Annotated in this window: 14 protein-coding genes; 1 reads left to right on the top strand and 13 read right to left on the bottom strand. The window is 42.1% G+C overall.

All coding sequences use genetic code 11. From position 1 onward, the window contains the following. Positions 1-36: 36 nt before the first annotated feature. On the top strand, positions 37-393 hold the full coding sequence (locus MSG37_RS13845) for a TraR/DksA C4-type zinc finger protein (RefSeq protein WP_248471244.1): 357 nt from the start codon (positions 37-39) through the stop codon (positions 391-393). Positions 394-506: 113 nt separating this feature from the next. Here the strand turns inward: MSG37_RS13845 and MSG37_RS13840 are convergent, their stop codons facing one another. From MSG37_RS13840 to trmJ, 13 genes are all read right to left on the bottom strand, one after another. Next, the gene (locus tag MSG37_RS13840; protein ID WP_248471243.1) at positions 507-3,260 is read right to left on the bottom strand and encodes a TonB-dependent receptor; all 2,754 of its coding nucleotides are present in this window, start codon (positions 3,258-3,260) and stop codon (positions 507-509) included. Positions 3,261-4,095: 835 nt separating this feature from the next. Next, positions 4,096-4,527 (bottom strand): nucleoside-diphosphate kinase, encoded by a 432-nt coding sequence (ndk, locus tag MSG37_RS13835; RefSeq protein ID WP_248471242.1) that lies wholly within the window; start codon positions 4,525-4,527, stop codon positions 4,096-4,098. 229 nt (positions 4,528-4,756) lie between these two features. Beyond that, positions 4,757-4,927 (bottom strand): hypothetical protein, encoded by a 171-nt coding sequence (locus tag MSG37_RS13830; protein ID WP_248471241.1) that lies wholly within the window; start codon positions 4,925-4,927, stop codon positions 4,757-4,759. 188 nt (positions 4,928-5,115) lie between these two features. After that, the gene (gene iscX, locus MSG37_RS13825) at positions 5,116-5,313 is read right to left on the bottom strand and encodes a Fe-S cluster assembly protein IscX (protein WP_248471240.1); all 198 of its coding nucleotides are present in this window, start codon (positions 5,311-5,313) and stop codon (positions 5,116-5,118) included. 246 nt (positions 5,314-5,559) lie between these two features. Continuing rightward, a complete protein-coding gene (gene fdx / locus MSG37_RS13820) occupies positions 5,560-5,895 on the bottom strand; it encodes an ISC system 2Fe-2S type ferredoxin (protein WP_248471239.1) in 336 nt (111 codons plus the stop codon). 8 nt (positions 5,896-5,903) lie between these two features. Beyond that, positions 5,904-7,766 (bottom strand): Fe-S protein assembly chaperone HscA, encoded by a 1,863-nt coding sequence (hscA, locus tag MSG37_RS13815; protein WP_248471238.1) that lies wholly within the window; start codon positions 7,764-7,766, stop codon positions 5,904-5,906. 70 nt (positions 7,767-7,836) lie between these two features. Continuing rightward, positions 7,837-8,361, bottom strand: coding sequence for a co-chaperone HscB (gene hscB, locus MSG37_RS13810; protein WP_248471237.1), 525 nt, complete (start codon positions 8,359-8,361; stop codon positions 7,837-7,839). 18 nt (positions 8,362-8,379) lie between these two features. Beyond that, positions 8,380-8,703 (bottom strand): iron-sulfur cluster assembly protein IscA, encoded by a 324-nt coding sequence (gene iscA, locus MSG37_RS13805; protein WP_248471236.1) that lies wholly within the window; start codon positions 8,701-8,703, stop codon positions 8,380-8,382. Between the two features lie 14 nt (positions 8,704-8,717). Continuing rightward, entirely contained in the window at positions 8,718-9,101 is a 384-nt protein-coding gene (gene iscU, locus MSG37_RS13800) for a Fe-S cluster assembly scaffold IscU (RefSeq protein WP_028767228.1), read from the bottom strand. Between the two features lie 40 nt (positions 9,102-9,141). Then, positions 9,142-10,356: an IscS subfamily cysteine desulfurase gene (locus tag MSG37_RS13795; protein WP_248471235.1), complete on the bottom strand. Its 1,215-nt coding sequence runs from the start codon at positions 10,354-10,356 to the stop codon at positions 9,142-9,144. Between the two features lie 82 nt (positions 10,357-10,438). Beyond that, the gene (iscR, locus tag MSG37_RS13790; RefSeq protein WP_028767226.1) at positions 10,439-10,900 is read right to left on the bottom strand and encodes a Fe-S cluster assembly transcriptional regulator IscR; all 462 of its coding nucleotides are present in this window, start codon (positions 10,898-10,900) and stop codon (positions 10,439-10,441) included. 195 nt (positions 10,901-11,095) lie between these two features. Beyond that, positions 11,096-11,917 carry a serine O-acetyltransferase gene (gene cysE / locus MSG37_RS13785; protein WP_248471234.1) on the bottom strand — a complete coding sequence of 274 codons (822 nt, stop codon included), beginning with the start codon at positions 11,915-11,917 and terminating at the stop codon, positions 11,096-11,098. A 23-nt stretch (positions 11,918-11,940) separates the two neighbouring features. Further along, positions 11,941-12,702 carry a tRNA (cytosine(32)/uridine(32)-2'-O)-methyltransferase TrmJ gene (trmJ, locus tag MSG37_RS13780; RefSeq protein WP_248471233.1) on the bottom strand — a complete coding sequence of 254 codons (762 nt, stop codon included), beginning with the start codon at positions 12,700-12,702 and terminating at the stop codon, positions 11,941-11,943. Positions 12,703-12,743 lie beyond the last annotated feature (41 nt).

Below are 12,743 nucleotides of genomic sequence, written 5' to 3'. Positions count from 1 at the left end.
ATAGGCCGTTAAAGTCGATAAATACAGGCAATAGAAGTGAGTACCAGCCAAATCCAGCAGACTCTATCGAATATAGAGTCGGAGTTAAGAGACAAGATTGCTGCACTCCCCGAAATGCAAATCAAGCTAATGGACCAGCTTAATTATTCTCTTTGTGAACTCATTCAAATCATGACTGAAGTTCACTTATGTGAGCACCCATTATTTTTTGAACTGATGCGCTTAGATGCCGCTCGCTGTCAGCTTGAAATTGGTTTGTACGGTGTGTGCAGTGATTGTGAGAATGAAATAGAGCCTGAACGCTTAGCAAAAGATCCGCTAGAGCAACGCTGTCTAAGTTGCAGTAACCATTTTAGTCAGCAGCATAGGCAAGAGTTAAGACTGAATCATTAGTTTGTTTGCTTTTAAAGCTCATGATTAAGTGTCGATTGATAGTCGCTGTAAATAGCCATAAAAAAACCTCCATTAAGGAGGTTTTTTATTATGTACTAAATACTATTTTATGATTAGAACTTTACACTTGCTCTTACAAAGAAGTAGCGGCCAAGTACGTCATAAGTATACGGGTCAGTATTTGAATCGTTATTACCTGTGTAATATGGAGGCTGCTCATCAAATAGGTTGTTTACACCACCTGATAAGCGAACCGTTTCAGTTACGTCATATGTTGCAGATAGATCATGGTACATAACAGTATCTACACTAGGGGCATAGCACTTTGATGGATCATCTTTACAAGCAAATGAATCCATACCGTCGATATAGCGCGCTTCGTATGTTGCGCTCCAGTCACGACCGGTAGCAGTCAAATTAAAGTTAGTCTTTAGTTTAGCGTAAGCACCGACACCACCTGTGATGTAACCACGGTAATCCACCTTGTTACCGTCTTGGTCAAATTCTTCATATTCATTTAGAAGTGAAGTATCTAGACCCGCTCTCCAATCTAAGCCTAAACCTTCAAATACATATGCCACGTTAATATCGTAACCAGAGGTGTTAGTTTGACCAACGTTTTGTAGCCCGTTATCAAATGAGATTCGACCTGTTCCATCAATTTCGATATTTGAAGACTGACATAGCGCAGTACCTGTATTAATCTTATTGCCACCGGCATCTAAACACTGATTTGCAATGTAGTTTGAAGATACTTTTGTAATTGTATTGCTTATCTCAATATCGTAGTAATCAACAGTGAAAGATAGACCTTCAACAAAACTAGGTGAGTAAACTAGGCCTAGCGTTGTGATATCAGCTTCTTCAGGAGTTAGATTTGGATTACCACCGACAGTCACTTCTGCTTGGGTTTGATCCGTTGCTGGGTGAACAATTTGGTCAAACGATGGAGACTTACCGCCATATAGCTCACTGACTGTAGGTGCACGGAATGCAGTAGACATACCACCACGAACCATTAAGTCATCAGTCATGCGCCAAGTTAGACCTAGCTTCCACGTATTATCAGAACCAAATGTGCTGTAATCAAAGTAGCGGATAGCAGCACTCAAATCAACTTGTTGCGCTAACGGTAAATCACTTAGTAATGGAATAGCAAGCTCAGCATATGCTTCATTTACGTCAAAAGAACCGGCCGTCGCCTCTACACGCGGATCATTCGCTAGCCCCTGTGATGTTAATGAATCTGGCGTATAATAAGCAGACTCTTTTCTGAACTCATAACCAGCTGCAAAGCCTAGGACTCCAGCAGGTAGCTCCATTATTTCACCTGACAACGTAGCGGCCATAATATCTAGCTCACTGCCACCAGCATTAATTTCTGTATAAATATACGGTGCAATACTCTCACCTTCCCATGAAGACTGAGTAAAAGGATCAAACTCTTGTGCTAATACTGCATCATTAATTGAACCTAGGTTATGTAGGTTTGCGAGAGTGTCTACAGAGTCATTCTTACCTTTATTGTAAGAGGCATCCCAAGTCCAACCGTTTTCAAACTCACCTTCAAGTCCTACAACTACACGAACAGTATCTACAACCTGTGAGAAATCTCGTGTACCTGACTCAACCACACGACGACCGTAATTTAGTTTTTCGCCTTCCTGTACATGACCAACCAGCTCTTTATTCATCCAAGAAGAATCGTACGCCCACGCAGTGCTGTTCCAAATTGGCTGTGGAGCCATTTGTTGCTCAGACCAACGCTTAGAGTACATAGCTTCAGAAAAGAACATGATTGAATCTGATAGCTCATAAGTACCAGAGAATGAAAGGTTCAAACGTTCCATCGGTGTTGAAAGATAGCTATCTTTTGAATAGTTATATTTATCTTCATTAGTAAAGTCATGGTATTCGCCACCACGACCACTTAAGTCAGCTTCGGTTTTATTCGGGTCGAAGTAAGCAAACTTTGCTTTACCGTCATCACCAGCAATATAGTGACCATAGTAACCACTATCGCCTATTTCATAAGCACCGTCTTCACCTGAACCTACGATACCATGGTTCTTATCGCCCCAAATATGGCCGCCTTCTGAATATGAGCTACCACCACAATACAGTTCACTTCCGCCAGAAGTTTCAGCAATAGGACACTCAGAGAAGTCCCTATCAGCCTGGCTTGCATCACCACGTTTAGTGAATTGGGCATTAATAACTACGTTACCTTTGTCAAACGTATTACCAACGGTAAAATCAACGCTTGTTTCATCGGCATCGCCGTGACCAGACATACCCGTTTGTACATTCATTTCAAAGCCTTCAAAATCACGCTTCAAAATAACGTTTACCACACCAGCAATCGCATCTGTACCGTATACAGCTGACGCGCCATCTTTTAGTACTTCAACACGTTGGATCATTGAAACAGGAATCGTGTTCAAATCCACAGATGAAGCAGCACCAGTACCAGAGGCAATCATACGACGACCATTAACTAATACCAGAGTACGGTTAGAGCCTAGACCGCGTAAGTTAACACGAGCGTTACCGCCTGAGCCGTTATTAACAGCAGCATTGGTCATTGCACCGCCTGACGCGGTCATTTTCTGTAACACGTCATCAATAGAAGTCGCACCTGATGCCATAATAGCTGAGGCATCGATTACGCTTACAGGACTAGAAGTTTCCATGTCTGCACGCTTAATACGTGAACCGGTTACCTGAATACGTTCAACACTTTCTTCTGCATTACTTCCTGCAGCTGATTCTTCTGCATAAACAAACCCAGATAAAGCAACGCTTGTTGCGGCTGCAGCAATAAAGCTACTACGGATAGCTTTTGCTGTTAATGATACAGAGCTCATATTAATTCCCTCAATTCCAGAAATAAAAATGGAATAGTTAAATTTATTTTAGTTTTATTTAAACGAGCGGTTAACGCCTCTGAGTTAAATACTGTTTAAATTTAACTTTTATGTCAACAGTCGCAACATAAAAATAACTATAAAGATATTATTTGATACATTTAAAAAATTAGGAACCCAAAAAAATAAATGCAAAGCAACAACTTAAGAAATATAGCAGGCGAAATAAGATTAAGTAAAAGATAAATAAGTAGCAGTGCACATGTATCAAAAATAATATATTTGTTAAAATAAGGTTAACGGATTGTATATTTAAAAACAAAAATAAAACCAACATACAACACAAGATAAACATTGGGTCGATGAAGGTGTTCAAATACATTTAACTAATAAGTGAGAAAATTAAGAAACTACTTTTATTTGAATAATATTTAACCGCAAACATATTATGATGCTTGGTCATACAAATATTTTTAACTAAAAATAGAAAGTAACCTTCGATATATAACAAGAAGAGTGACTGTAATTTAACAATGCTTGCACCCACTCCAGCACTATATTAAAAAATGCCATTAGCTAATTGCTACCGCAAGTATGTCTGAAGTAAGACCAATCAGCTCAGTATATACAGTGTAAAAAGTAAGTTAAGCATCCCTTTTCTACCTGGTCCACTACAGCCAGGTTAAAAGCAAGGGAGTAATCTTTCTGGGTTCGCTTATTTATTGATTTCATCACACTCTCCAAAAAAGGTTTGAAAAGTGTCAACGTTATTTAGGATGGGGCACAGAAAACAAAAAAGGAGCCAAAAGGCTCCTTTTTGTGTCACACATTCGAATTAACGAGTGCGTGGGCATAGCTCTTCAGCGCTGAAGAAGTAAGCTACTTCACGCTCAGCTGATGCTAGTGAGTCAGAACCGTGAGCAGCGTTCTCATCGATGCTTTCTGCGAAATCTGCGCGGATTGTACCTTCAGCAGCTTCAGCAGGGTTAGTTGCACCTAGGATTTCACGGTGAGCTAAAACAGCGTTCTCGCCTTCAAGAACTTGAACCATGATAGGACCAGAAGTCATGAATGCAACTAGTGCACCAAAGAATGGGCGCTCGCTGTGCTCAGCGTAGAAGCCTTCAGCTTGCTCTTGGCTTAGGTGAACCATTTTAGAAGCGATGATTTTCAGGCCAGCCGTTTCAAAACGGTTATAGATAGCGCCAATGTGGTTTTTTGCAACAGCATCAGGCTTAATGATAGAAAAAGTACGTTCGATAGCCATGAAAAGCTTCCTTCTTGAATATAGGGGTTTTAATTTTCGCGCGGATTATACGAAATTATGCACCTATTGCCTACCCTTTAACGGCCATCTAATTGAGATAAGTCTGATATCTGGATACAAAAAGTCTGGGTGGGTCACACTTTACAGCCGTCACTTTGCATTTTTTATAGCTAATTTAACTAAAGCTAAACGATTGACCAACTAAATTAGCCAATCATTTATCACAATATTACTTACGTTTTTTAACCCAAACAAAGCCTACACCAATAACCGCTAAAAGTGCTAACGCCGGAGCTAAGTCAACAAAGTGATGAAATAAACCAACACCACCATGCCCCTCATGAGCAAAAGCAACAGCAGGAGATAACAAGATTGTGCCTAATAATAATAACTTACGCATGTTCACATCCCTTTCTCAAAATAATGAAAAATGATGACTTAAACCAAAGCCACTCAAAATTAGACTTCAATCTAGAACAATTTTTGCAACGACACTTGATACGGATCAACTGCAAATGGAATTGCGCAGTCAACAATCAACAGAGTAGATCGATATCACACTTATAAGCTTAATGCTGCCAAAGTGTCTCATTTTTCAGCAATCCAATTTGCCTGAATTGCTTCGAGTACTCTTTCATTGCAATGGCTAGGATCATCGTCAAAACAATCAAGTGCTAATATCCACTCATTTAGATCGGTAAAGCGAATTGTTTCAGGATTTACCTCGGGATATTTCTCTAACAACTCTAAAGCAATTTCTAATGAATCTATCCATTTTAGCTTCATCGTTACGCTCCTTTTATCTGCACTTGATTGAGTATAAGCCAACTCGAAGCAATCATTTAAAAAGGTGAGCTAATCTAAGCATTTTTTGAAAAATGCTTCCCGAACACAAATAAAGAAAGTTGTATTCATTGCTTATAACCGCAAACTAATGCCTGTTAGCAGGATTCTTGGAGAAGATAATAAAAACAAAAAAGCCAGTAGATTTAGCTACTGGCTTTTAAAAAATCAATTTAAGTTCGCCTAGGACTAACCTTCGCTAACCATATTGATAGTGTACTTAGGGATATCCACCACTAAGTCAGAGGCTGGCACTCGTGATTGGCAAGATAAACGACTTTCAGGCTCTAGACCCCATGCTTTATCTAGCATATCGTCTTCTAGCTCATCACTCTCTTCTAGCTCATCAAAGCCTTCACGAATAATGACGTGACAAGTGGTGCAAGCACACGACTTTTCACAGGCATGTTCAATATGGATGCCGTTACGTAGTGCAACGTCTAAAACCGTCTCGCCTTCTTGCGCTTCAACTACTGCGCCATCTGGACACAACTCTTCGTGGGGTAGAAATACAATTTGTGGCATAACCTTACCTATATATTGTCAACCGACTGCCCTTTTAAAGCGAGTCTAATTGAGTTATCCATACGCTTAGCAGCAAAGTCCTGCGTCGCCGTATCTAATGCTTCAATAGCCTTTTCAATCGCATCAGCATCTTCTTCACTTGCAGTTTGTGCAAGTAATGCCATATCGGCTTGAATAGCTGTACGTTCATCATCTGACAGTAAATCACCGTCTTTATTTAATGCAGCACTTAATGACTCGAGCACACGAGCAGCCTCAACCTGCTTTTCAGCTAGCATACGGCGAGTAATATCATCTTTCGCATTAGCCATCGAGTCTTTCAGCATACTGCCAATTTCTTCATCGCTTAAACCAAATGACGGCTTAACTTGAATACTTGATTGCACCCCGGTGGATTTTTCCATTGCCGTTACGCTTAGCAAGCCATCTGCATCAACTTGGAACGTCACTCGAATATGTGCAGCGCCGGCCGCAAGCGGCGGAATACCTTGTAAAGTAAACTTAGCCAGTGAGCGACAATCAGCCACTAACTCACGTTCACCTTGAACCACATGAAACGCCATTGCCGTTTGACCATCTTTAAACGTGGTAAACTCTTGCGCACGGGCAACTGGAATAGTGGTGTTACGTGAAACCACTTTCTCAACTAAGCCGCCCATGGTTTCAATACCAAGCGATAATGGAATAACATCAAGTAACAATAAATCAGATTCTGGCTTATTACCGACTAAGATATCCGCTTGAATCGCTGCGCCAATGGCAACCACGCGATCGGGGTCAATAGAAGTTAACGGCGTTTTATCCATGAAGCTTTCAACTTCTTGGCGCACTAAAGGCACTCGAGTTGAACCACCAACCATGACAGTTTCAAGTACTTCATCAGCGCTAACATCGGCATCACGCAGTGCGCGGCGGCAACTTGCGATGGTTTTCTTTACAAGCTTACTGATCAGGCTATCAAATAGCTCTCGGCTGATAGATAAAGACTGCTCAGCACCGTTATCATCAATAACACTTGCGACTGTTTCTGCTGCATCAGTTAATGCTTCTTTTACCCGGCGCGCTTCAATCTGTATTTTTCGATTGAGGCTAGCGCTAACATCAACTAACTGCCATTGTTCAATTAAATAAGCCTGCAGCGCATGGTCAAAATCATCGCCGCCTAAAGCGGAATCACCACCGGTTGCCAAAACTTCAAATACGCCTTTGTTTAAACGTAGAATTGAAATATCAAAAGTACCGCCACCTAAGTCGTAAACGGCGATTACACCCTCTTGACCTGAATCTAAACCGTAAGCAATCGCTGCTGCTGTTGGTTCATTTAAAAGACGTAATACTTTTACACCAGTCAGTGCTGCTGCATCTTTAGTGCCTTGACGTTGCGCGTCATCAAAGTAAGCAGGAACGGTTATCACCACACCTTCTAACGTGCCACCAAGTGTTGATTCCGCACGGGCCACCAGCGGCTTTAAAATTTCGGCAGAAACTTGTACTGGGTTAACTTTACCGCTTGGCGTGACAAATATCGGTAAACCATTTTCACTTGCTTCAAACTCGTAAGCAAAAGACTGCGAGCCAGACTGAATATCAGCTAGGCTACGACCCATAAAGCGTTTAACTGACACTATGGTATTTTGCGGATCTTGAGCAGAAAACGCTTCAGCGTCTCGCCCTACCATCACTGTATCTTGGGTATAACGAACGACTGAAGGTAAAGAATGTCTATCATCTTCGTCAGGTAAAGTATTCGCTACGCCACTACGAACCGCAGCAACAAGTGAGTTAGTGGTGCCTAAATCTATCCCAACGGCGAGACGATGTTGGTGGGGAGCAGCGCTCTGTCCAGGCTCTGCTATCTGCAAAAGTGCCATAAATATCCAACTTAAAAAAATGTTGGCTCAATAGCTTGAGCCAACAATATTATAAAATTAAGACCGCTGACTAATCGAAGAGTGCATCTTCCACCCTAGTCAACTCATCTTGTAATTTTGCCATAAACTTGAGTTTACGAATTTGATCTGCAGCCTGCAAATGATCCACTTCAAGATCGCTAATCAATAACACTTTTAGTTCTGCAGTGATCTGTTTAGCGTATTGGTCAAAAGAGTCGTATAACGCGGCTATATCGTCTTCAGGATCATTACTGTGAGCAATATCTTCAAGCGATTCACGCCATTCCATCTGCTGCATTAAAAATTGCGTATCTTTTAACGTGGTAGATTCATGACTAAGCTCTAACCCTTTCAGTGCTAACAAATGTTCAGCGCGTTGAATTGGATTTTTAAGCGTTTGGAAAGCGTCATTAATTTGCGCAGTGCGTTGCACTGACAGACGCTTATCTTGCTCACTTGCGTTAGCAAATTTGTCGGGATGAACCGCCCTTTGCAGTTCGCGATAGCGATCTGCAAGTAAGGCGGTGTCGACATCATAGGAAGGAAGTAAACTAAACAGCTCGAAATAATTCATAGTTTAACTTTAAATGGCTTAAACGGTAAAACTCTCACCGCAGCCACATTCACCTTTCGCGTTCGGGTTATTAAATTGGAAACCTTCGTTTAGACCTTCTTTAACAAAGTCCAACTCAATCCCTTGAAGATAAATAAAGCTTTTAGCGTCGATGATAATTTTTACACCATCGACATCGTAAAGTTCATCGTCGTCATTCAGGTCATCAACAAACTCAAGTACATAAGCCATACCAGAACAACCTGATGTCTTAAGTCCTAAACGTAAGCCTAAACCTTTGCCACGGCTAGTTAAGAAACTCTTAACACGTTCAGCCGCTGCGGGAGTGATACTAATTGCCATCTTAACTCCAGGTATTACTTAGATTGCTTTGTTTTGTACTCTTCAAGAGCGGCTTTAATCGCATCTTCAGCCAAAATTGAGCAATGAATTTTTACTGGTGGTAACGCTAACTCTTCAGCAATATCAGTGTTTTTAATTGCGCCAGCTTCTTCAATTGTTTTGCCTTTAACCCACTCAGTTACTAGTGAGCTAGAAGCAATAGCACTACCACAACCGTAAGTTTTAAACTTAGCGTCTTCGATAATACCGTTGTCGTCGATGCGCAGTTGTAGCTTCATTACGTCACCACAAGCTGGTGCGCCTACCATGCCAGTCACAACTGACGGATCATTTTTATCAAATGAACCAACGTTACGTGGGTTCTCATAATGGTCGATTACTTTTTCGCTATAAGCCATGATACAACTCCAATTTATCTATTCGTGAATTAAGTTAAGGTTAGTGGTGTGCCCACTGAACTGTGTCTAGATCAATACCGTCTTTGAACATTTCCCAAAGCGGAGACATTTCCCTTAAATTACCAATAGATTCTTTAATCGTTTCTATTGCATGGTCGATCTCTTCATCTGTCGTGAAACGACCGATTGAGAATCGAATTGAGCTATGCGCCATTTCGTCATTCAGACCCAATGCACGTAATACGTAGCTAGGCTCTAGACTTGCTGAAGTACATGCTGAACCTGAAGATACTGCTAAGTCTTTTAATGCCATCATTAATGACTCACCTTCAACGAAGTTGAAGCTGACGTTTAGGCTACCGCAGTGTCTGTTTTCCATATCACCGTTGATATAAGTCTCTTCGATGTGGTTAATACCATTCCAAAGCTTGTCACGTAAACGACGAATACGCTCGTTGTCTACATCCATATCCGCTTTTGCAATTGCTGCAGCTTCACCCATACCCACGATTTGGTGAGTTGCTAGTGTACCACTGCGCATGCCGCGCTCATGTCCGCCACCGTGCATTGCTGCTTCTAGGCGAATACGTGGCTTACGGCTCACATATAGTGCGCCAATACCTTTCGGGCCGTACATTTTGTGGCCTGAAATAGACAGCAAGTCGACTTTAGTCTTTTGCACGTCGATAGGCATTTTGCCAGCGCTTTGCGCCGCATCAACATGGAATACAATCTTACGTGAACGACAAAGTTCACCAATTGCGTCGATATCTTGAATAACACCGATTTCATTATTCACTTGCATGATGCTCACTAAAATAGTGTCTTCACGCATAGCAGCTTCAATCATAGCAACCGGAATTAGACCACTTGGCTCAGGCTGAAGGTAAGTCACTTCATAGCCTTCACGTTCAAGTTGGCGGCAAGTATCTAGAACGGCTTTATGTTCTGTCTTGCTGGTGATGATGTGCTTGCCTTTCTTGTGGTAGAAGTGAGCAACACCTTTAATTGCAAGGTTGTCAGACTCAGTTGCACCAGATGTGAAAACAATTTCACGTGGGTCAGCATTGATAAGGTCAGCAATTTGGTTACGCGCAATATCAACCGCTTCTTCAGCTTGCCAGCCGTAACGGTGAGAACGAGACGCTGGGTTACCAAAAATGCCGTCCATTGTCATGCACTTCATCATTTTCTCTGCAACGCGAGGGTCAACCGGCGTCGTCGCAGCATAATCTAAGTAGATAGGTAGCTTCATCACACACTCCGTACTTTGTAGCCTCTAGCGGAGACCACTTACAACGTACAAAAAATAATTTTTATATTCATAACAAAAGCTGCTAAATGCTGAGCCTTTGCTCCTGCTGCAATTTATCCTGTTTAACGGAGATAAACTGCACATCTCTTTTATGCATTAATCCTGCTAACGATATGCCATTCAAAAAATCGGAGATTTGATTACTTAAGTCTCCCCACAGAGAATGGGTTAAACATCGCGTTCCACTCTGGCAGTTTCCCTGACCTTGGCAACGTGTTGCATCGACGGACTCATCAACCGCACGTACAACCATACCAACTGAGATCTCACAAGCGTCTGTACCTAGGCGATATCCACCACCGGGCCCACGGACACTTGAAACCAAGCCGTTCTTTCTAAGTTTTGCAAAGAGTTGTTCGAGGTAAGATAGAGAGATCCCTTGACGCTCAGAAATATCGGCTAATGGCACAGGACCATTTGTTGAATGCATAGCAACATCTAACATTGCTGTGACTGCGTACCGACCTTTCGATGTAAGTTTCATGCTACTACGTCTCCCAAAAAAGCATAGGCTAATTTCAACATACCCGACTATTTTAGTCAAGTATAAAACCTAGCAATTTGGTCAGGTATTAATAGGATCATGACAGGAATTAAATACCCCGTCATTTTGCTGGGGTATTTAACCTGTTTATTAGGCAAGATTCAATGGCATTTAAGATTTTAAACGCACATTCTGCTAGATAATGGGATCAAACTCATCTAATGACTTCTGACGCTTCTGCGCTGCCGCTAATTCTGCTTCACTAAAATCTTCAACATCGAGCTCTGGCAGCTTCTCAGTGCAGACACTTCCGCCTAAAGTTTGTACGGCTTGGCAGACTTCTTGGACCTTAGAATCCATTAAATGCATGTGATCGAGCATTTGACCAATCGCATTAGCAACCGGATCTGGATTATCTGGTGATACCGCATAAGCATCGAAACCATACTTTTTAGCCATTTCAGTGCGGCGCTGTGAGGTTTCTTTTGATTGCGCCGACGGCGTTGCCACTACCCGGCCAGGGATCCCGACAACTGTAGTGTCTGCAGGCACATCTTTTACTACTACAGAATTTGAGCCCACACGAGCTCCGTCATGCATGGTAATCGGACCTAATATCTTAGCACCCGCACCAATCACCACATTATTACCTAATGTTGGGTGGCGTTTACCTGCCTGCCATGTTGTACCACCTAAGGTCACACCATGATAAAGCGTACAGTCGTTGCCGATATTTGCGGTTTCACCTATGACTACGCCCATACCATGGTCGATAAAAAAGCGGTCGCCAATCGTTGCGCCCGGATGAATTTCAACTCCGGTTAGCCAACGTGAAAACGTTGACAAACATCGCGCTGAAAGTCGCCAATTTCTAACCCACAATTTATTACTCACCCTGTGGATCCAAATCGCTTGCATTCCCGGGTAATTGAATAAAATTTCAATTGTACCGTTAGCCGCTGGATCTCTATGGTAAATAGAGGCTATGTCGTCTTTCAGTCTTGCGATAACACCCATTTAGCTACTTCCTTTTTAGCGCTTTACTTATCTTTAGTCTCGTTTTTAGCAACGACTTTATCAACCGAAGTTAAAATACCGCGCAAAATATTCATCTCTTGGCGCTCAATACGAGTACGACTAAATAAACGACGTAACTTAGTCATGACCTGGCCAGGATGATTCTTAACAATAAAGTTGGTCGAGAATAAGGTATTTTCCAAATGCTCGAAAAAGTTTTCACGCTCTTTTGATGATGGGTAGTCTTGCTCAGACTCATCACCTTCTACCGCGCCAACTTCTGTTGTGCTTTGTACTTGTGCTAGATGCGCGACACGGGCTTCATAACAAATAATCTGTACTGCTTGAGCCAAGTTTAATGAGGTATATTCTGGGTTAGCCGGAATAGCCACATGGTAATCACAACGCTGCAGTTCTTCATTTGTTAGGCCGTTATTTTCGCGACCAAACACAATAGCAACCGGGCCGTTTAGTGCAGAACCTACAAGCTTCTCACCTGCTTCACGCGGCTCTAGCATTGGCCAATCTAACGTGCGGCTACGAGCACTGGTTGCGATAACCAAGCTACAATCTGCAATCGCTTCTTCTACAGAGCCAACTGTTATAGCGTGCTTTAAAATATCTGATGCACCCGCTGCTAGCGCAATAGAGTGGCCATCTGGCTCAACTTTTGGCTCCGCTAGATATAAAGTGGATAACCCCATGGTTTTCATAGCACGGGCTGTTGAACCTATATTCCCTGGGTGGGAAGTACCGACAAGAACGACGCGAATATTGCTGAGCATGAAACTACTTATTTTTCTGAGAGAACACGTGAAAGAATGTT

This window comes from Shewanella sp. 1CM18E (genome assembly GCF_023161665.1).
In the GTDB taxonomy this organism is placed as follows: domain Bacteria; phylum Pseudomonadota; class Gammaproteobacteria; order Enterobacterales; family Shewanellaceae; genus Shewanella.
This window is presented reverse-complemented; position numbering and strand designations above follow the sequence as displayed.